This window comes from Streptomyces flavochromogenes, assembly GCF_000717595.1.
GTDB lineage: Bacteria > Actinomycetota > Actinomycetes > Streptomycetales > Streptomycetaceae > Streptomyces > Streptomyces flavochromogenes.
Genome location: NZ_JNZO01000025.1, coordinates 156,052 through 175,057 on the forward strand (window position 1 = coordinate 156,052; position 19,006 = coordinate 175,057).

Consider the following 19,006-nt stretch of genomic DNA (forward strand, 5'->3'; position numbering starts at 1 on the left):
TGCGCAACGGCGACGGAAGGCGGGCGGGCGTGGGGTGGTTGCGACGAGGACCCAGGCGGGACGGCGACGACGCACCGAGGGACCCCGGGTTCGCGTACTTCTCGCAGCGTGAGGCGGCGCTCTTCCGCGGTCGCGTCCGGGAGACCTTCGCGGAGCTCGGCCTGGAGGTCAGCGTCTACGCCGACCACGTCGTCGACGACAAGGGCCGCCGCTTCGGCCTCGGCAACCTCGCCGCCGTCTGCCACCAGGACCGGCGAGGGCCCCGCGTCTGGCCCGGCATGATCAACCGTCACATCGGCCTGGTCGTCCGGGCCATGGACGGCCCGTCGGCGCTCGACACCCTGCCGCCCGAGCAGATCCGCTCCCAGCTCTACCCCCGGGTCGTCAGCGGTGACGGCATCGACGCCGCCGCCTTCGGCTACGCGCGGACCGTCGCCCCCGGCCTGTACGAGATCCTCGCCCTCGACCTGCCGGAGAGCGTCATGATGCTCACCGACGACGCGCTCGAACGGCTCGGCGACCACGCCCAGCTGCGCGACCGGGCCCTGCGCAATCTGCGCGGGCTGCCCGTCGAGGAGCACGAGACCGTTCGCGACGCCGACGGCATGTGCTTCGAGATCATCCTCGGCGACTCCTTCTACACCGCGAGCCGCGTCCTCGACCTGGAGGGCGTCGCCCGACGGGTCACCGGGGCGCCGCTCGGCGAGCACGGCGCCCTGGTCGCGATGCCGTTCCGGCACCAGCTCGCCTTCCACCCCATCCGGGACACCTCGATCATCCCGGCCCTCGGCGCGATGGCCTCCTTCGCCGCCTCCGGGTACGAGGACACGCCGGGCGCCATCAGCCCGTACGTCTTCTGGTGGCGCGGCGGCACGCTCACCCAGCTCAGTGAGCACGACGAGGAGCGGGGGGACCTGCGGATCGTCGTCGGCGACGAATTCCAGGAACTCCTGGAACGGCTGATCGCCCAGGGCCCGGACCCGCGCTGAGCGGTCGCGGGCCCGGTCGTCGCCCGGCAGGATGCTGTACGTCCAGGATGCAGCGGAGCCGAGAAGGAGACCCCATGTCGAGCACCCCCGCCCCCGAAGCGGCCGAGGAGCGCGGCGAGACCCCCGTTCCGTTCATCGCGGACGACTACCGGGCCCGGATGGCCCGCGCCGCCGCGTCCGCCGCCGACGCCGGACTCGCGGGCGTGATCGTCGCCCCGGGCCCCGACCTCGTCTACCTCACCGGCTACCAGCCCACCGCGATCACCGAGCGGCTGACCGCCCTCGTCATCGCCCCCGGACAGGAACCGGTCCTCGTCGTCCCGACCCTGGAGGCCCCCGACGCCGAGAAGGCCGCCGGGGCCGCCGCCCTCACCCTGCGGGACTGGACCGACGGCAAGGACCCGTACGCCGTCACCGCGCCGCTCCTCGACGTCGACGGCAGGTTCGGCGTCAGCGACAACGCCTGGGCCATGCACCTCCTCGGCCTCCAGAAGGCCCTCCCGGGGACCTCGTACGTCTCCCTCACCGAGGCCCTGCCGATGCTCCGCGGCGTCAAGGACGCCCACGAGCTGGCCCGGATCGCGGCCGCCGGGGCCGCCGCCGACCGGGCGTACGGCGAGATCCTCGACGTCCGGTTCGCCGGCCGGAGGGAGACCGACGTCGCCGCCGACCTGGCCGCGCTGCTGCTGCGCTTCGGGCACTCGCAGGTCGACTTCACCGTCGTCGGCTCGGGTCCCAACGGCGCCAACCCGCACCACGAAGCCGGCGACCGGGTCATCGAGCGCGGCGACATGGTGGTCCTCGACTTCGGCGGCCTCAAGCACGGGTACGGCTCCGACACCACCCGTACCGTCCACGTCGGCGACCCCACCGACGAGGAGCGGCGCGTCCACGACCTCGTACGGGAGGCCCAGCAGGCCGGCTTCGAGGCGGTACGGCCCGGCGTCGCCTGCCAGGAGGTCGACCGGGCGGCCCGCAAGGTCATCACGGACGCCGGGTACGGCGAGTACTTCATCCACCGCACCGGCCACGGCATCGGCGTCACCACCCACGAACCGCCGTACATGATCGAGGGCGAGGAGCTCCCGATCGTGCCGGGCATGTGCTTCTCCATCGAACCCGGCGTCTATCTGCCGGGCCGCTTCGGCGTCCGGATCGAGGACATCGTGACGGCGACGGAAGAGGGCGCGGGGCGCCGCTTCAACAACACCCCGCACGAGATGGCGATCGTCGAGTAGTCACTGGGGGGCGGCTCAGCCGTCCGTCAGGACGACCGCCGACTCGCCCGGGAGCCGCAGGACCCCGTCCACCGCCGGGGTCCCGACCGGCTCCCACTCCGCCAGGACCTGGTCGCGGCCGTTGGAGCCGAGCGGGATCAACGCCGGCTCCTTGCCCAGGTTGACCCCCACCCGCAGGATCCCGCGCCGGAAGACCAGCCAGCGGGCCTCCTCGTCGAACGCCACCTTCACACCCGCGAGATCCGGGTCCGTCAGGTCGGGCAGGGTGCGGCGCAGCGCGATGAGCAGGCGGTACCAGGCCAGCAGCCGCTTGTGCGGGTCGCGCCCCCGCTCGGCCCGGTCGAGGACCGAACGGTCACGGGTGGCGGGCTCCTGCGGGTCGGGGACCTCGTTCTCGTCCCAGCCGTGCTCCGCGAACTCCCGCCGCCTGCCCCGCCGAACGGCCTCCGCGAGTTCGGGGTCGGTGTGGTCGGTGAAGTACTGCCAGGGTGTGGTCGCCCCCCACTCCTCGCCCATGAAGAGCATCGGCACCGAGGGGCCGGTGAGGACGAGGGTCGCCGCACAGGCGAGCAGACCGGGGGAGAGAGAGCCCGAAAGACGGTCGCCCAGGGCCCGGTTGCCGATCTGGTCGTGGGTCTGCGCGTATCCGAGGAAGCGGTGGGCGGGGGTGCGCTCCCGGTCCACCGGACGCCCGTGACGGCGGCCCCGGAACGCCGAGTACGTGCCGTCGTGGAAGAAGACATGGGTGAGCGTCTTCGCGAGCGCGGCCATCGGGGCGCGCGCGAAGTCCGCGTAGTAGCCCTGGGATTCGCCGGTCAGAGCGGTGTGCAGGGAGTGGTGGAAGTCGTCGTTCCACTGGGCGTGGATCCCGATGCCGCCGAGCGCGCGCGGGGTGGTCGTCCGCGGGTCGGCGAGATCGGACTCGGCGATCAGGAAGTGCGGGCGGCCCTGCTCCTTCGCCAGCTCGTCGACGGCCGCCGACAGCTCCTCCAGGAAGGTCAGCGCCCGGGTGTCGGCGAGCGCGTGCACGGCGTCGAGCCGCAGCCCGTCGATCCGGTAGTCCCGCAGCCAGGCGAGCGCGCTGCCCCGGAAGTACGCCCGGACCTCGTCCGAACCGGGCGCGTCCAGGTTCACCGCGGCGCCCCAGGGCGTGTGGTGGGTCTCCGTGAAGTACGGGCCGAAGAAGGGGAGATGGTTGCCGTCGGGTCCCAGATGGTTGTGCACCACGTCGAGGACCACGCCCATGCCGAGCCCGTGCGCGGTGTCCACGAACCGCTTCAGGGCCTCGGGGCCGCCGTACGGCTCGTGCACCGCCCACGGTGCCACCCCGTCGTACCCCCAGCCCCGTACCCCGGGGAACGGACACAGCGGCATCAGCTCCACATGGGTGACGCCGAGGCCCGCGAGCTCCCCGAGGCGCGCGGCCGCCGCGTCCAGGGTTCCCTCCGGGGTGAAGGTGCCGAGGTGCAGCTCGTACAGGACGCTGCTGCGGAGCCGCAGCCTCGGGGACTCGTTCCGCCAGACGTACGCGGAGTGGTCGACGACCGCGCTCAGCCCGTCGGGTCCGTCGGGCTGCCGGCGGGAGCGCGGGTCGGGCAGCAGGTGCCCTCCGTCGAGCGAGAAGCCGTACCGGTCGCCGTCCTCGGCGGGTACGACGCCCGTCCACCAGCCCTCCCGCTCGGCGTCCCGGTCCAGGGGATGCGCGGAGCCGTTCAGCTCCAGCGTCACCCGGTCACGGGCGTTCGGCGCCCACACCTCGAAGAGCACGGAAATCCCCTCGTCGACGGACCAGCCGCTCCACGACTGACTACCGCGACCATCCTGGCAGTCAGGACCCCGCCACGCCCGGTGTGTCCCACACGTAGTTGATGGCCCGCTCGAAGGTGATGTAGCCCGCACGGGCGAACGACGCCGCCATCGGCACATTGTCCAGGTCCGTCGCCGCCCGGATCCGGGGGACGTCGGCCGCGGCCAGGACGCGCGTGCCCTCCGCCAGGATGTCGTCGATGTAGCCGTGGCCGCGGTGGGCGGGCAGGACGCCGATGTACGCGATCGTGTGGTGGTAGTTGTTCCGCGCAGGGACGACGAAGCCGACCGGCTCGCCGGTCTCCGGCAGCTGGGCCACCTGCCACCACTCCTTCGGCGAGGAGTAGTGCGCGAACTCCTCGTCGTAGTGCAGCTCCGCGGCCTCGCGCGCCGACAGGCCGGAGGCGAGATCGGCCTGCCCGTGCGCGTCGAGCGTGCCCTCCATGACCGGCGTCATCAGCGCGACGAGGTCCTCGCGGTCCCGCACCGGGCGGAACTCCAGACGGCCCTTCGGCTCCGGCACGGGGGTGCCGGGCCGCCACTCCAGGCGCAGCCGCTCGACGAGCGGGCGGGCCCCCGTGGCCACCAGGGCGCCGAAGACGGACTCCAGGAGCGACCGCGTCTCCGGCACCTCACGCCAGTCCGCGGGCATGAAACGGCCGAACTCCGGGCGCTGTGTGCCCGCCGGGATCACGGCGGCCGTGGCGGTCTCCAGGAGCCGCGGACCGATCTCGGCGCGCTCCGCCTCCGACAGCTCGGGGGCGAGGTCGAAGAAGTCGAGCGCCTGCGGGGCGCCGCCGGCCGCGTTCGCCCACCAGGAGAGCCGGCCGATGAGCCGGTCGCCGTCGAGGGCGACCCACATCCACCCGGGGACGCGTCGGCCGGTGGCGAGGTCGTCGGCGAGCTCGTGGTCGAGCGAGTAGGTGAGACGGAGGAACAGGTCGAGTTCCTCGGGTCCGGCGAGCGGACGGATGACGAGATCGCGCGCGCCGGCCGTGCCGGTGGTGCCGGTGGTGCCGGTGGTGCTCGTGGTGCTCGAAGGAGACGTGGTCACGTCGTGTTTCCCCCTGGGGATCCGTGCTGTGGAGACGGCAGACCGTAACAGCGATCATCGGCGAGGGGGTACGGAGTTTCCCGGCAGGGGACCCTTCTGGACACTGCGGGCCCGACGGACCGACAATCACAGATGTGACGACCCCTTTCGAGCTTCCGGCGAACACCCCTCGGCTGACCGACGCCGAGCGGGACCGCGCGCTGGTGCTGCTCCGTGAGGGCGCCGCTCAGGGCCGCCTCTCGCACGACACGTTCGTCTACCGGATGGAGCGGGCGCTCCAGGCCCGGCGCCCCGACGAACTCGCCCTGCTCACCGCCGACCTGAGGACCGAGGGCACCTGGACCCGTCGGGTGGTGGGCGCGGTCGAGCGGATGTCCGCGTTCACGGCCAGGCTGGGACGCGCCTGGTCCGCGGAGCGCCTGCCGAAACTCCTGCTGCCCCTGCCGGGCCCGCACCCCCTGCGCATCGGCCGCGATCCGGTCAACGGCCTCCGCCTCAGCCACGAGACGGCCTCCCGGCTGCACGCCGAACTGTCGATGCAGAGCGGCATGTGGATCCTCCGCGACCTCGGCTCGACGAACGGCACGACGGTCAACGGCCGCCGGGTCACGGGAGCGGTGGTCGTACGGTCGGGCGACGTCGTCGGCTTCGGCCAGATGTCGTTCCGGCTGTCGCACGGCTAGGAGCAGCCCGGAGCCCACCACCCCTGGTGACCGCCTCGGTGGCGTTCACCCGTTCGGCGGTATGCGGCGGGCGGTGCGGCGCGGGCGGTGATGGGCTGTGGGGACGCGCGCCACGATCTCCGGCCGCGGCACCCACCGCCGATCGACAGGGGGCGCGATGAGCCACGAGCAGAACCGCGAGCCGGGCCGCGGCATAGGGGACGACCGGCCGGAGCTGTCGCCCGGGGACCCCTGGACCCGGCTGCCGTCCATGGCGCCGGCGACGCCCCCGGCCGGCGGCCGGGCGGGTGCGGGTGTGAGCGCCGTGGTGCCGGGTGGTCTCGCGCCCTTGGCGGCGCGGGTACGGACCGCGCCCGGCGGCGGGGGCCCGTCCGGGGGCCGGGTCGTCGCGCCGAGCCCCCTCGACCCCGGTGCCTCACGCGACCCGCACGGAATCCACCGGACCCTGCGCGAGGAGTTCCCGCTCACCTACGACCCGCTGCTGCGGGCCTGGGTGCTCAGCCGGTACGCGGACGTGGCCACCGCCCTCACCGACAGCCGTTTCACGCACGGGCACCGGCCCGGCGACCCGCCGTGCGCGCGGGCCCACGTCGACGTCGACGTGGCCGCCCTCCGCTCGGTCACCGAGCGGACGGCGTACGTCCTGGCCCGCCGGATCGCCGAGCGGCCCCAGGCCGATCTGGTCGCCGACTTCTGCCACTGGCTCCCGGCGGGAACCGTCGCCGCCGCCGTAGGCGTGCCCTACCGCGACATGATGCGGCTCGTCCGCGGCCGGGCCGCCGGAGCCCTCGCCGGGGAGTGCGGCGGGCAGATCGCCGTACGGGAGAAGGCCCTCGCCTCCTTCCTCGGCAACGTCCTCTCGGACCCGGACCAGGTCGCCGCCCTGCGTGACGCCCCCGCCGGCCTCGTGGGCCGGGCCTGGGCGGAGTCGCTGCGCCGTGACCCGCCCGTGCAGATCGCCGTGCGCCGTACCGCGGCCGAGGTCCCCGTCAGCGGCGGCGTCCTCCCCGCGGGTGCGTCCGTCGCCCTCCTCGTCGGCTCGGCCGGACGCGACCCGGAGCGCTTCCGCGAGCCCGACCGCTTCGACCCGCTCCGCGACGACCCGGGTCAGCTGACCTACGGCAGCGGCTTCTGCCCGGCCGTGATCCTGGCGGGCCTGGAGGCCGAGTACGCCCTGCGGGCCCTGTTCGCGGCCATGCCCCGGCTCCGCCTCGCCCACGGCTTCCGGCCGGTGTGGACCGGCCTCATCACCTGGGCGCCGCGGAGCCTGATCGTCCGTCCCGGTGGCTGATCCCGGGGTGGGAAGGCGTCCGTCCGCTCGCTGCTAAGGTGACGTGCGCTCGTCAAAGAGCGCCCTTTTCTTTACCACTTCCAACGGGGATTCAAACGTGAAGATGCGTCATGTCCGCGCGATCGCTGTCTTCAGCATCGCGGTCGTCGCCCTGACCGGTGCCCGCGGCTCGCACGGCGGCGGCTGCGGCAGCAGCAGCTCCGGCGGTTCGAGCAGCAGCAACCACAACAGCGACAACGACAGCACCTCCGGCGGCACCTCCGGCGGCTCCCTCCCCGGCGGCTCCAGCAGCGCCGACAAGGCCGCCCGCGACGTGACCATCAACGAGTGCAGGTACGACGCGGCGACCAAGAACCTCGTCGCCCGCATCACCGTGAACAACAGCGGTGCCCTCGACTACGACTACAGCGTCACCATGAAGTTCAAGGGTGACGCCGGCGGCACCGCGGTCCCGGCCACCGCGACCAAGACCGCCATCGCGGTCGCCGCCGGTGCCTCGGCGAGCGCCGAACTGTCCACCTCGTACCCCGGCTCCGGCGACGGATCCGAGTACACCAAGTGCGAGGTCTCGCGAGCCTCCCGCTCCTGACGGTCGTCGGCACGGTGCGGGACGCCCCCAGAGGCGTCCCGCCTCCCGTGTCCCCGCGCAGTCATGGCGGACGCCGAGCCTCGCCTCACTCCGTCCGCGCCAGCAGCGCCACCGGCCGCTCCGCGAACAGCTCCGCCAGTTTCAGCTCCGTCGCCGGGCCGCCGATGAACTCCCGTACTCCGTCCAGAACATCGACCCAGCGGCCCTCCGGCAGGACGAGTTCCGTGTCCTGCCAGCCGCCCGTCTCCCAGAGACGCAGCGGCAGCCGGGTGACGGCGGTGATCACCTCGTCGGAGCGGCTGAAGGCGAGGCAGTGGGCCGCCGTCGGACCCTCGGCCGTCAGCGGGATGTACGTACCCCGGGCGCCGAAGGCCGCGGGGCGCTCGCGCCGCAGCCGCAGTGCCGCCCGCACCAGGGCCGTGTGGTCGTCGTCCGCGCCGACCGTGAACAAGGCCCGGTTGTCCGGGTCGACCAGTGCCCGGTACTCCCGCTCCGTGTTCTGGTACAGCTCCGGCACCCCCGGCATCGTCAGCTGCGTGAGCAGCGCGCCCAGCGCGTGTGCCCGGATGTGCGGCTCCAGGGCGAAGGCCGCCTCCGAGGCCGCCCGGAGCGGGATGCGGCCGGGACCGGCCGCCGCGAACTCCTCCACCGCCCGCTCGTACTCCGTGTCGGGCTCCGTCCAGCTGGTCCGAAGCCCGGCCTCCCGTACGGACTTGAGGATCGCCGGGCCGAGCCGTTCCGCATCGGGGGTGCCGAAGCCGAAGGCGGTCTGCCAGGCCGTCCAGGCCACGTGCGGGTCCGGCGCCGGCACCCCCGCGACCTCCCCGAGGAGATCCGCCCACACCTGCGGGCACTGCGAGAGGACCGCGATCGCCGCACGGACGTCGGCGCTGCGCTTGGTGTCGTGCGTGGACAGGACGGTGCCGGTGCCCGGCCAGTCCCGTGCGATCCGCCGGCAGTACGCGTGGAACTCGTCCACCGGCACCGCAGGGCGCCCCGCGTCACCGCCCACCTCGTTCGCCGAGAGCAGCGGGGTGTACCGGTAGAAGGCCGTGTCCTCCACGGACTTGGCCCGCAGCGCCGACGAGGTCTGCGCGAACCTTGCCCGGAACGCCCGGTGTTCGGGCCCGTCACCGAGCCTCCCGAGCGCCAGGTCCCGAACGACGTCGACCGCCGCGGCCTCCTCCGGCACCGCGAAGGCCGCCTTCGCGCCGCGCGCCGCCTCCGGGGTCAGCACCTCCTCGCCGCCGGTCCGGTAGGGGCGATAGACCGGGACCCGGACGAGGAGTTCACGCACGGCGGTGCGCAGCGCCCAGGGCGCGTGGTCCCGCAGGGCGGGGTCGGCGGCGCAGACCCGCTCCGCGATCCGGGTCAGGACGGCCGTCTCGGCGGCCAGGTCGTGGCCGGCCACCTCGTACGCGGCGCGTCGCTCGGTCGCCTCCCAACGGCCGCCCCTGTCGCCCGCCCGGCAGACGAACTCCCGGTACAGATCGGTCAGTTCATGGGCGCCGACCGGATCGGTGAACACCCCGTCGACGTGCCGCAGGGCGTCGTACCCGGTGGTGCCGGCGACCGGCCAGGCGGCCGGCAGGGTCTCGGGGCCGGTGAGGATCTTCTCGACCACCGTCCAGCAGCGCCCGCCGGTGGCCTCGGCGAGCCTCTCCAGGTAGCCCTGGGGGTCGGCGAGTCCGTCCGGGTGATCGATCCGAAGCCCCTCGACCACCCCGTCCCGGACCAGCTCCACGATCTTCGCGTGGGTCGCCCCGAACACCTCGGGGTCCTCCACCCGTACCCCGATCAGCTCCGAGATCGTGAAGAAGCGCCGGTAGTTGAGCTCGGTGCGGGCGAGCCGCCACCAGGCGAGCCGGTACCACTGGGCGTCGAGCAGCTCGTCGAGCGGCAGCCCCTCCGTGCCCGGCCGCAGCGGGAAGTCCTGGCCGTCCAGGTGCAGCGATCCGTCCGCGACCCGCAGCCGGTCCCGTACCTCGGGGAGCCGCGCGGGCAGCACCGGGAGCAGCAGCCGGCCGTCCCCCGCTGACCGGTCGATGTCGAACCAGCGGGCGTACGGGGAGCCGGGACCGTCGCGGAGCACGGCGCGCAGCGCGTGGTTGTGCCGGGCGGAGGCCGCCATGTGGTTGGGCACCAGGTCGACGACGAGGCCGAGCCCGTGCGCCCGCGCGGTCGCGGCGAGGGCCCGCAGCCCCTCCTCGCCGCCGAGTTCGGCGCGCACGGACCGGTGGTCGGTGACGTCGTACCCGTGCGTCGAGCCCGGGACCGCCTCCAGGACGGGGGAGAGATGGAGGTGCGAGACCCCGAGGCCAGCGAGGTGCGGCACGGCCCGCTCGGCCGCCGCGAACGGGAACTCCGGCTGGAGCTGGAGCCGGTAGGTGGCGGTGGGAAGCGCGGAAAGGGCCGAGGCGGAGGCGGACGGGAGGGAGGCCGGGCCGGACGGGAGGGAGGTCATGCGAACGTACGTACCCCGCGAGAGGGCTTCTGTGTCATCGCCCCATGCACCCGTTCGTGTGCATCGCGTTACGTTCGCCCGATGCTCCGGATGTATCGCGACACCCTCTCCCTGCTCGGCCCCGCCCTGCCGGTCGTCTCCTTCCTCGGTCGGCTGCCCACCGCCATGTGCCAGCTGGGCAGCCTGCTCCTGGTCGCCGAGACGAGCGGCTCCCTCGCCACGGCCGGACTGGCGGGCGGGGCGCTCGCGGCCGGGCAGACCGTCGGCGGGCCCCTCGTCGGCCGGCTCACCGACCGGCACGGCCAGCGCGGGGTCGTCCTCGCGGCCTCCCTCGCCAACGCCGTCGCCGTCACCGCCCTGGTCCTCGCCGCGCTCGCCCACGCCCCCACGGCCTGGCTGATGATCCTCGGCGGGCTCGCCGGGGCGACCGTCCCCCAGGTCGGGCCGCTCGCCCGGACCCGCTCGGTGGCCCTCGTCCGCCGCTCCGGCGCCGACGACCGGACCGTCGGCACGGTGCTCTCCTTCGAGGGGACCCTCGACGAGGTGTCCTTCGTCCTCGGTCCGGCGTTCGTCGGACTCGCCGCCGCCCTCGCGCATCCGGCGGCCGCGCTCCTTCTGGCGTCCCTCCTGCTCGCCGTCTTCGGCACGGCCTTCGCCCTCCACCCGACGGCGCGGGTCACCCTTCCGGAGCCGTCGGCGTCCACCCGTACGGGCGCCGCCGAACGGACGCGACTGCCGGGATCCGCGTACGCCCTGCGCGGCACGATGGTCCTCCAGGGCGCCATGTTCGGCGCCTCGCAGGCCGGGATCACCGCGCTCACGGAGGAGCTCGGCGCGCCCGCCCAGGCCGGTCTCGTCTACGCGGCGATGGGGGTCATGAGCGCCGCCGTCGGTCTCTCCATGGCGGCCGTGCCCGCCCGGATCGGGCTGACGACCCGCTGGCGCGCGGCGACCGCCGCGCTGGTCGTCCTCTCGGTACCGCTGCTGTTCGTCGGCTCCCTCGGCGCCCTGTACGCGGTCGTGGTCGTCCTCGGCGCCGCCTACGCCCCGCACCTGATCACCGTCTTCGGGCTCACCGAGCGGGCCGTGCCGGCCGCCCGGCTCGCCGAGTCCATGGCCTTCCTCACCAGCGGGGTCGTGGCCGGTCAGGCCCTCGCCCTGGCCGTCTCGGGCAGGCTCGCCGAAGGCCACGGCGCCCCCGCCGCCTTCGCGGTGGCGGTGGGGGCGGCCGTGGCCTGCGCGCTGCTGTCCTGGACGGTACGGGCGGCGGCGCCCGGTCCCGTACGGGAACTCAGGCCGGCCGGCGCAGAACGGTCAGGCTGAGCGGCGCGAGGGTCACCCGCTCGCCGCCCGCGAGCTCCGGGCCCTCCTGCGGTGGCATGCCCTCCGGATCGGAGGTGTCCACCACCGTGCGCCAGCGGGTCCCGTGGCTGTCGGGGACCGCGAACTCCAGCTCCTTCGACGAGGCGTTGAACATCAGCAGGAAGGAGTCGTCGGCGATCCGCTCGCCCTGGGTGCCCGGCTCCGAGATGGCGTTGCCGTTGAGGAAGACGGTCAGCGCCTGGGCGTGCGCCGCCTGCCAGTCGCGGGACGTCATCTCCTCGCCCTCGGGCGTGAACCAGGCGATGTCGGTGAGCTCGTCGTGGGTGCCCTCCACCGGCCGCCCGTGGAAGAAGCGGCGGCGCCGGAAGACCGGATGGTCCCGGCGCAGCCGCACCATCGCCCGGGTGAAGCGGAGCAGCGTGGCCTCCGCCTCGCTGTTCTCCTTCGGCCAGCGCACCCAGGACACCTCGTTGTCCTGGCAGTAGGCGTTGTTGTTGCCGCCCTGGGTGCGCCCGAACTCATCGCCGTGACTGAGCATCGGAACGCCCTGCGAAAGCATCAGGGTGGCGAGGAAGTTACGGGTCTGGCGGGCGCGCAGCTCGGCGATCCCGACGTCCTCGCTCTCGCCCTCCGCGCCGCAGTTCCAGGAGCGGTTGTGGCTTTCGCCGTCCCGGTTGCCCTCGCCGTTCGCCTCGTTGTGCTTGTCGTTGTACGACACGAGGTCCCGCAGGGTGAAACCGTCGTGGCAGGTGACGAAGTTGACCGAGGCGAGCGGCCGCCGTCCGTCGTCCTGGTAGAGGTCGGAGGAGCCGGTCAGCCGGGAGGCGAACTCGGCGAGGGTGCGCGGCTCGCCCCGCCACAGGTCCCGTACGCAGTCCCGGTACTTGCCGTTCCACTCGGTCCACAGCGGCGGGAAGTTGCCCACCTGGTAGCCGCCCTCGCCGACGTCCCAGGGCTCGGCGATCAGCTTCACCTGGCTGACCACCGGGTCCTGCTGCACCAGGTCGAAGAACGAGGACAGCCGGTCCACCTCGTGGAACTGGCGGGCCAGGGTGGCCGCCAGGTCGAAGCGGAAACCGTCCACGTGCATCTCGGTCACCCAGTACCGCAGGCTGTCCATGATGAGCTGGAGCACGTGCGGGGAGCGCATGAGCAGCGAGTTCCCCGTGCCGGTGGTGTCCGTGTAGTAGCGGGGGTCGTCCGCGAGCCGGTAGTACGAGGGGTTGTCCAGGCCCCGCATGGAGAGCGTCGGGCCCAGGTGGTTTCCCTCGGCGGTGTGGTTGTAGACGACGTCGAGGATGACCTCGATGCCCGCCTGGTGCAGCGCCCGTACCGCCGACTTGAACTCCAGGACCTGCTGGCCCCGGTCTCCCCACGAAGCGTAGGCGTTGTGCGGGGCGAAGAAGCCGATCGTGTTGTAGCCCCAGTAGTTGGAGAGCCCCGCGTCGACCAGCCGGTGGTCGTTCACGAACTGGTGAACGGGCATCAGTTCGAGCGCCGTGACACCCAGTTCCTTGAGGTGCCCGATCACCGACGGATGCGCCAGACCCGCGTACGTGCCGCGCAGCTCCTCCGGAAGATCCGGATGGAGCATCGTCAGGCCCTTCACATGGGCCTCGTAGATCACCGTGTGGTGGTACTCGGTGCGCGGCCGCCGGTCGTCGCCCCAGTCGAAGTACGGGTTGACCACGACCGAGGTCATCGTGTGCGGCCCCGAATCCAGGTCGTTGCGCGCGTCCGGTCTCCCGAAGGGATAGCCGTACACCGCCTCGCCCCACTCGACCTGCCCCGACACCGCCCGTGCGTAGGGGTCGAGGAGCAGCTTCGCCGCGTTGCAGCGGAGCCCGCGCTCCGGGGCGTACGGGCCGTGCACCCGGAACCCGTACCGCTGACCGGGCATCACACCCGGCAGATAGGCATGCCGCACGAACGCGTCGGTCTCGCGCAGCTCCACCGCCGTCTCCGAGCCGTCGTCGTGGAGCAGACACAGCTCGATTCTGTGGGCGGCCTCCGAGAAGACCGCGAAGTTGGTTCCCGCTCCGTCATAGGTGGCGCCCAGAGGGTACGCCTGTCCCGGCCAGACCTGCATGGATACGACTCTTCCTCTTCTGTCCGGGTTTTATAGCTGTTCTTCGGCCGAATCCTGCCCGAAAGAGGGGCAACCTCCTAGGACTTCGCCCCGTCCTACCGGGTGACCGCAGACCTAGAGGGGGAATGAGGGGGAAGTGTGTACGAAATAGCGCGCCGCCACCTGGGGAAGGTGGTGGCCGGAGCGGCCATGGCGGTGACGGGAACGGCCGCCGCGGTCGCGATCAGCCTGCCGGGGGTATCGGCGGGGGAGGCTCCGCCCAGGGCCGCGGGCGGCACCACGCTCGGCGGTGCCGCCGGTGGGGGCGGGGCGAGCGGGGAAGCGGAGGGCGCCGGCGCGGCGGAGTCCGGAGCCGGGGCGCAGGCGCAGGGCGCCACGCCCCCGCCGGCGACCGTGGCCCCCGCGGCGGCCGAGGGGGAGAAGGGCGTGGGAAGCGACCCGCTCACCGACGACGAGCTCGCCCGGGCCGAGACGCTGGCGCTGACCCCGCCCGCCGCCGCCCAGCAGAACGTCGAGGGCGGCCGGGGACCCCAGCACCTGGGCACCGGGCTCGCCGACCCGCTGCCGGGGGACGGCACGCGCCGCGCCGAGGTCCGCTTCTACGACTACGGACGGGACGAGCTCATCACCCGGACCGTCAACCTCGCCACCGGGAAGGTCGAGAAGTCCGCAGCGCAGCGCGGGGTCCAGCCCTCCGCCCACCCCGAGGAGCTGCGCGAGGCCCTGGAGCTGATCCTCGCCGGCCCCCTCGGCAAGGGCGTCAAGGAGGACTACAAGGACGCCACCGGCAAGGAGCTCACCTCCACCGGCCAGTTGTGGTTCAACGGCGACGTCTACCGCACCTACCGGGAGGCGAACGTGCCCGCGCAGCTCACCCGTTGCGGCGAGCACCGCTGCGTACGGCTCGTCACCAAGGTCCTCAACGGGGCCTGGATCGACACCCGCGACCTGATCGTCGACCTCTCCGCGAGGACCGTCACCCGCGTCGGCTGACCACCGCCGCCGGTCCTCTCCCGCCGCCCCTCGCGGACGGCGGGCCGATCTCCGTACGAGGGAGTACGTTCCCATGTCCACCCCGCACAGCCCGATCACCCGGCGGAAGCGACGCACGCGCGGCGCCGTCCTGACCGCGGCCGTCCTGCTCGGCACCGCGACCGCCGCCACCGGCCCGGCGACCGGGGCCACCGCGGCCCCCGTACCGGCCCCGACGCGCACCCCCGCGGTACCGCCGCCGTCCCCGACGCGCACGCCCGTCACGCCCGAGGCCGACTGCTCCAACGCCTACCGCATCACACAGAAGCTCGACGGCGGCGCCACCTGGCGCATGTGCTGGCGCTACGACACCGACGCCGGGCTCACGCTCGACAAGGTGACCTACCAGCCGCCCGGCGCGGCCGCCCCCATCAAGGTCCTCACCAGCGCCCGGCTCGCCCAGATCCACGTGCCCTACGACGACGGGGTCGCCGAGTACGACGACCTCACCGGCGCGGGCTTCGGCTGGGGCCTGCAGAACCTCAAGCCGGCCGAGTGCCCCGGCGGCACCCTCACCACGGTCAAGGTGCCCGAGGTCGGCCAGATCAAGGGCCTGTGCACCACCACGCGGGCGCGTGGCCACGCCTACCGCATGGCCAGCGACACCGGCGGCAAGGTGTACCAGGCGCAGGCCAAGGACCTGCTCGTCTACACCGTGAACAAGGTCGGCTGGTACGAGTACATTTCCGAATGGCGGTTCTCCGCCGACGGCACCATCGGCGCCAACGTCGGTGCCACCGGCAGCCTCTCGCCCGTCGACTACAACGCCACCGACGGCCGCGGCTGGCCCATCGGCAAGGGCTCCCGCGCCTACGCCACCAGCCATGCCCACAACGTCTTCTGGAAGCTCGACTTCGGTCTCGACGGCTCCACCAAGGACCGCGTCGAGCAGTTCGACTCCACCGTCACCGCGCCCGCCCCGGGCGGCGGCGGACCGACCGTGAAGACCAAGCGGACCGTCGTCACCAAGGAGCTCGCCGGCGACGCCAAGAACATGCGCTGGTGGCGGGTGGTCAGCGGAACCGGCAAGAACGCCGACGGCCACGAGCGCTCGTACGAGATCGTCCCCGGCCACACGGACACCCACGCGGGGCGCGGCTTCACCCGGCACGACGTGTACTTCACCCAGGCGCGCGCCTGCGAGAAGTTCGCGAGCAACAACATCGGCAACTGCGCGCCCAACGCCGGTGACAGCGTGGACAAGTGGGTCAACGGCGAGACCCTGACCAAACCGTCCGTCTGGGTCAACATCGGGTTCCACCACATCGCCCGGGACGAGGACCAGCAGCCCATGCCGGTCCACTGGCAGGGCTTCCAGCTCGCGCCCAGGGACGTAACCGCTATGAATCCGCTCACTCCGTCCGATCTCGCCTCCCAGAACGGGCAGCCCGATCTGGGGAGTTGAGGAAGGAGCCTGACGATCCTGCTGCACCGCCTCCCGCTCGCGGAGTACCCTTCCTTGATCGTTGTCGGACCGGTCGACACGGGCGTCCAGGAGCAGAAGGCGGTGCGCGGGTGAGCTCGGGAGGTCTGGAGCTGCCCCCAGGGGATCCGGGTCAGGAGAAGGGTCCCGCCGGCCCCGCCGAGGCCCCGGGCGCGGTCGCGCCGCCGGGCGCCGCGCCGCCCGGCACGGTCACCGTGACCCGGCCGGTGGAGATAGGCGCCGAGCTCGACTGGGACGCCGAGGCCTGGAGCGAGGTCCGCACCCGCGCCCAGCGCGCGGGACGGGCGTACATCTGGCTGAACCTCGTCGAGCAGCGGCTCCGCGCCGTGGTCGCCGCCGTCCTGCGGCCCGTGTACGAGCCCGTGCACGGCGAGGAATGGGTGGTGGCCGCGGCGGGCCCTGCGGGCCAGGAGTGGGTGCAGCGGGCGGTCGCCGTGCGCGAGGTGTCGCGCCGGAAGGGCTATCTGCTCGACCCGGCCGACGACAACGTCCTCAGCTTCCTCACGCTGCCGCAGCTGCGTGAGCTGATGGTGCAGCACTGGCCGTGCTTCGAGCCGTACTTCGACGACCGGCGCGAGGTCGAGCTCGCCCTCGACGAGCTGGAGGTCACACGCAACGTGGTCTCCCGCAACCGGGCGCTCTCGCTGACCGTCCTCGCCCAGTCGGAACGGGCCTCGGCCCGCATCCTGGAGATCCTCGGCAGCGGCGCCGGGGTGCCCTCCGCCGACCGGCTGCCCGTGGACGCGGTCGAGGACCTCGTCGGGGACCGGTACGCGGACGTGGTCTCCGTCCACCCCGACCGGGTCCGGCTCCAGCGGCAGCTGCCGGCCGAGGACCTCTTCGGCGGCGCCCGCCGCCTCGACGCCACGGGCATAGGTCTCAATCTGCTCGTGCAGAACTTCTCGGGGCGCCGCATGGTCCGGCTCGCCGAGTCCGGCTGCCGGACCCGGCTCCTCTTCCTCAACCCCGCGAGCAGCGCGGTGAAGCGCCGCGAGCGCGAACTCGGCCTCAAGAAGGGCGAGCTGAGCCGCTCGGTGGAGATGAACATCCTCCATATGCGCCGGGTCCGCTCCAAGCTCCGGGACCCGGGCGCCTTCCAGATCCACGTCTTCGACGAGACGCCCCGCTTCACCGCGTATCTGGTGGACGGCGACGGACCGGACGGGGTCGGCGTCGTGCAGTCCTATCTGCGCCGGGCCCGGGGCATGGAGGCGCCGGTGCTCGTCCTGCGCGGCGGCGGACGGAACGTGGTGCGTCACGGCCAGGGCATCCGTGACGGCGATCACGGACTATTCGAGACATACCGGGAGGAATTCGAGTCCGTGTGGCTCGACTCCCGGCCCGTCTCCTGACTCTTCGGCGGGGGAGGCCGGGGGTGTTGTCAGTGGTGCGTGCGAGGGTGGTCAGCACCACGGGGGAGATCACGTAAGGAGGACCCGATGGCTTGGCACGGCGAGACGCTGGTCGGCTTCGACCTGGAGACGACCGGCACCGAACCGCTGGAGGCCCGGATCGTGACCGCCTCGATCATCGAGGTCGACGGCGGGGGACACGTCACACGCCGGCGGGACTGGCTCGCCGACCCGGGCATCCGCATCCCGGAACAGGCCTCCGCGATCCACGGCATCAGCACCGAGCGGGCGGCCGCCGAGGGCCGGCCGGTGCGCGAGGTCGCCGACGAGATCGCGAAGGCCCTCGCCGAGTACTGGGAGGACGGCGTCCCGATCGTGGCGTACAACGCCTCCTTCGACCTGACGCTGCTCTCCGCCGAGCTGCGCCGGCACGGACTGCCCTCACTCAGCGAACGGCTCGGCGGCGTCCCCATCGGGCCCGTCGTCGACCCGTACACCATCGACCGGGCCGTCGACCGCTACCGGCGCGGCAAGCGGAACCTCGAAGCAGTCTGCGGGGAGTACGGCGTGGTGCTCGAAGCCGCCCACCAGGCCGCCGCCGACGCCCTCGCCGCCGTCCGGGTCGCCGTCGCGATAGCCGAGCGGCACCGCCAGGTCGCCGAACTGAACCCGGCCGAGCTCCACGAGCGCCAGATCGACTGGTACCGCGCCTGGGCCGAGAACTTCCAGGCCTTCCTGCGCCGCAAGGGCGACACGGAGGCGGTCGTCGAGTCCACGTGGCCCCTGCGCGAGGCGGTCGCGGTGGCGGGTTAGCCGTTCTCCTTGAGGAAGGAGAGCAGTAGTTCGTTCACCCTGTCCGGCTGGTCCAGCGGGAACCAGTGGCCCGCGTCCTCCACGCGCTCGTAGCGCCAGGAACCCGAGACGTGAGCGCCGGTGTCCACCATCTGCCGCTCGTCGAGGAAACGGTCGCCGACGGACCAGACGCCCATGGCCGGGACGGACAGCGGGGGAAGGACCGGGGGCGCGGCCAGCTGGGTCTCGATGGACAACCCCGAGCGGTAGATCTGGAGGGCGGCGGTCAGCCCGCCCGGAGCGCGCAACGGCTCCAGGACGGCCTCCGCCTCCGCGTGGTCGTCGAGCATCTCGCGCAGACGCGCGAAGTCCTCGCGGGAGAGCCACTCCTCGGCGAGTCCCTCGTGCTGGAACATCGACAGGTGCCACAGGCGCTGCCGCTGCCCCCAGCCCGCGGCGAGGATCGCCGCGAGGTTGCCCACCGACATGAGCGTCGCGCTCGCCACCCGGTCGGGCACAACCTGCGCGATGCCCTGCGCAAGACCCGAGCCCCAGTCGTGGCCCACCACGTGGAACCGGTCGACCTCCAGCCGGGCGAGCAGCTCCAGCAGATCGCCCACGTGCTTGGCCGGGTGGTACGCCTCCGGACCGCCCTCGGGACGGTCCGAGGCGCCGAAGCCACGCAGTGTCGGGGCGACCGTCAGGAACCCGGCCGCGTTCAGCGCCGGGATCTGATGACGCCACAGACGGTGGCTGTCGGGGAAGCCGTGCACGAGCAGCACGGCCGGTCCCTCGCCGCTCACCTCGACGTCGAGCGTCACCTCGGACAGTTCCACGCGCATCCCAACACCCCGTTCTCG

General features: G+C 72.9%; 15 protein-coding genes. 10 read left to right on the forward strand and 5 right to left on the reverse strand.

The genetic code is table 11. The features are described 5' to 3' along the window. Positions 1 to 29: 29 nt before the first annotated feature. Positions 30 to 989 (forward strand): DUF1444 domain-containing protein, encoded by a 960-nt coding sequence (locus tag IF00_RS0128875; protein WP_030323023.1) that lies wholly within the window; start codon positions 30 to 32, stop codon positions 987 to 989. Between the two features lie 74 nt (positions 990 to 1,063). Continuing rightward, the gene (locus tag IF00_RS0128880) at positions 1,064 to 2,227 is read left to right on the forward strand and encodes an aminopeptidase P family protein (protein WP_051820659.1); all 1,164 of its coding nucleotides are present in this window, start codon (positions 1,064 to 1,066) and stop codon (positions 2,225 to 2,227) included. 15 nt (positions 2,228 to 2,242) lie between these two features. Here IF00_RS0128880 and treZ read toward each other — a convergent pair whose 3' ends face one another. After that, positions 2,243 to 3,994, reverse strand: a complete 1,752-nt coding sequence (gene treZ, locus IF00_RS0128885; RefSeq protein WP_030323027.1) for a malto-oligosyltrehalose trehalohydrolase — start codon at positions 3,992 to 3,994, stop codon at positions 2,243 to 2,245. A 61-nt stretch (positions 3,995 to 4,055) separates the two neighbouring features. Further along, entirely contained in the window at positions 4,056 to 4,973 is a 918-nt protein-coding gene (locus IF00_RS0128890; RefSeq protein ID WP_425338346.1) for a GNAT family N-acetyltransferase, read from the reverse strand. A gap of 248 nt (positions 4,974 to 5,221) precedes the next feature. Between IF00_RS0128890 and IF00_RS0128895 the strand changes: the two genes are divergently transcribed. The 3 genes from IF00_RS0128895 (at position 5,222) to IF00_RS0128905 (ending at position 7,650) form a co-directional block, all read left to right on the forward strand. After that, a complete protein-coding gene (locus IF00_RS0128895; RefSeq protein WP_030323031.1) occupies positions 5,222 to 5,770 on the forward strand; it encodes an FHA domain-containing protein in 549 nt (182 codons plus the stop codon). Positions 5,771 to 5,927: 157 nt separating this feature from the next. Beyond that, positions 5,928 to 7,061, forward strand: coding sequence for a cytochrome P450 (locus IF00_RS0128900; RefSeq protein WP_030323033.1), 1,134 nt, complete (start codon positions 5,928 to 5,930; stop codon positions 7,059 to 7,061). Positions 7,062 to 7,164: 103 nt separating this feature from the next. Beyond that, positions 7,165 to 7,650: a hypothetical protein gene (locus IF00_RS0128905; protein ID WP_245234666.1), complete on the forward strand. Its 486-nt coding sequence runs from the start codon at positions 7,165 to 7,167 to the stop codon at positions 7,648 to 7,650. Between the two features lie 85 nt (positions 7,651 to 7,735). Here the strand turns inward: IF00_RS0128905 and treY are convergent, their stop codons facing one another. After that, a complete protein-coding gene (gene treY, locus IF00_RS0128910; protein ID WP_037639246.1) occupies positions 7,736 to 10,114 on the reverse strand; it encodes a malto-oligosyltrehalose synthase in 2,379 nt (792 codons plus the stop codon). Between the two features lie 90 nt (positions 10,115 to 10,204). On the opposite strand from treY, the gene IF00_RS0128915 reads away from it, so the two are divergent. Further along, positions 10,205 to 11,437: an MFS transporter gene (locus tag IF00_RS0128915; protein ID WP_037639248.1), complete on the forward strand. Its 1,233-nt coding sequence runs from the start codon at positions 10,205 to 10,207 to the stop codon at positions 11,435 to 11,437. Here the strand turns inward: IF00_RS0128915 and glgX are convergent. Then, positions 11,406 to 13,526: a glycogen debranching protein GlgX gene (gene glgX / locus IF00_RS0128920; RefSeq protein ID WP_030323041.1), complete on the reverse strand. Its 2,121-nt coding sequence runs from the start codon at positions 13,524 to 13,526 to the stop codon at positions 11,406 to 11,408. The two genes, IF00_RS0128915 and glgX, sit on opposite strands and share 32 nt — an antisense overlap. Before the next feature lie 138 nt (positions 13,527 to 13,664). Between glgX and IF00_RS0128925 the strand changes: the two genes are divergently transcribed. From IF00_RS0128925 to IF00_RS0128940, 4 genes are all read left to right on the forward strand, one after another. Further along, positions 13,665 to 14,519, forward strand: a complete 855-nt coding sequence (locus IF00_RS0128925; RefSeq protein ID WP_030323042.1) for a hypothetical protein — start codon at positions 13,665 to 13,667, stop codon at positions 14,517 to 14,519. Positions 14,520 to 14,592: 73 nt separating this feature from the next. Continuing rightward, positions 14,593 to 15,963, forward strand: a complete 1,371-nt coding sequence (locus tag IF00_RS0128930) for a copper amine oxidase (protein WP_030323044.1) — start codon at positions 14,593 to 14,595, stop codon at positions 15,961 to 15,963. Between the two features lie 110 nt (positions 15,964 to 16,073). Continuing rightward, entirely contained in the window at positions 16,074 to 17,354 is a 1,281-nt protein-coding gene (locus tag IF00_RS0128935; RefSeq protein ID WP_030323046.1) for an SAV2148 family HEPN domain-containing protein, read from the forward strand. Positions 17,355 to 17,441: 87 nt separating this feature from the next. Continuing rightward, on the forward strand, positions 17,442 to 18,167 hold the full coding sequence (locus IF00_RS0128940; protein WP_030323048.1) for a 3'-5' exonuclease: 726 nt from the start codon (positions 17,442 to 17,444) through the stop codon (positions 18,165 to 18,167). Here the strand turns inward: IF00_RS0128940 and IF00_RS0128945 are convergent. Next, positions 18,164 to 18,988: an alpha/beta fold hydrolase gene (locus IF00_RS0128945; RefSeq protein ID WP_030323049.1), complete on the reverse strand. Its 825-nt coding sequence runs from the start codon at positions 18,986 to 18,988 to the stop codon at positions 18,164 to 18,166. The genes IF00_RS0128940 and IF00_RS0128945 overlap by 4 nt on opposite strands. Positions 18,989 to 19,006: the final 18 nt, after the last annotated feature.

What these genes read in the sequence shown, in the direction of transcription:
- IF00_RS0128880 (WP_051820659.1), top strand. Translation starts at nt 1,064, where the DNA reads ATGTCGAGCACCCCCGCCCCCGAAGCGGCCGAGGAGCGCGGCGAGACC.
- IF00_RS0128900 (WP_030323033.1), top strand. Translation starts at nt 5,928, where the DNA reads ATGAGCCACGAGCAGAACCGCGAGCCGGGCCGCGGCATAGGGGACGAC.
- IF00_RS0128905 (WP_245234666.1), top strand. Translation starts at nt 7,165, where the DNA reads ATGCGTCATGTCCGCGCGATCGCTGTCTTCAGCATCGCGGTCGTCGCC.
- treY (WP_037639246.1), bottom strand. Translation starts at nt 10,114, where the DNA reads ATGACCTCCCTCCCGTCCGGCCCGGCCTCCCTCCCGTCCGCCTCCGCC.
- IF00_RS0128915 (WP_037639248.1), top strand. Translation starts at nt 10,205, where the DNA reads ATGTATCGCGACACCCTCTCCCTGCTCGGCCCCGCCCTGCCGGTCGTC.
- glgX (WP_030323041.1), bottom strand. Translation starts at nt 13,526, where the DNA reads ATGCAGGTCTGGCCGGGACAGGCGTACCCTCTGGGCGCCACCTATGAC.
- IF00_RS0128930 (WP_030323044.1), top strand. Translation starts at nt 14,593, where the DNA reads ATGTCCACCCCGCACAGCCCGATCACCCGGCGGAAGCGACGCACGCGC.
- IF00_RS0128940 (WP_030323048.1), top strand. Translation starts at nt 17,442, where the DNA reads ATGGCTTGGCACGGCGAGACGCTGGTCGGCTTCGACCTGGAGACGACC.
- IF00_RS0128945 (WP_030323049.1), bottom strand. Translation starts at nt 18,988, where the DNA reads ATGCGCGTGGAACTGTCCGAGGTGACGCTCGACGTCGAGGTGAGCGGC.